Origin of the sequence: Acinetobacter sp. NIOH-H-8, assembly GCF_046635365.1 — a bacterium.
Taxonomy (GTDB): Bacteria; Pseudomonadota; Gammaproteobacteria; order Pseudomonadales; family Moraxellaceae; genus Acinetobacter.
In genome coordinates this window covers 1-276 of record NZ_JBHDVN010000399.1, presented here as the reverse complement: position 1 = coordinate 276, position 276 = coordinate 1, and the positions used below count along the sequence as shown (strand labels likewise).

Annotated in this window: 1 pseudogene; it reads right to left on the bottom strand. The window is 39.9% G+C overall.

Annotated elements, in window-relative coordinates:
* A pseudogene (locus ACEWB7_RS18840) lies at positions 1–276 on the bottom strand (hypothetical protein); the annotation flags it as partial.

Genomic DNA, 276 nt, shown 5'->3' with positions numbered 1-276 from the left:
TATAGCAATTATAAATCATAATAGATTCCGCAATTAAGTGATCTAACTCCTTCATGGTTTGACATCGTGTAATTAAAAACTCCTGCTTTAATATTCCATTAATCCGCTCTGCTAATGCATTCTGGTATGAGAAACACTGTTTCGCAAGGCCTCCATCTGTCATAGAAGGACATACCCCATAATGGCGTAATGCCGATTGATATAGTTCAGAGCAATACTGAGAGCCTCTGTCTGAATGATGAATCATCCTTGTCGCTCGATCCGTCACATGCTGCA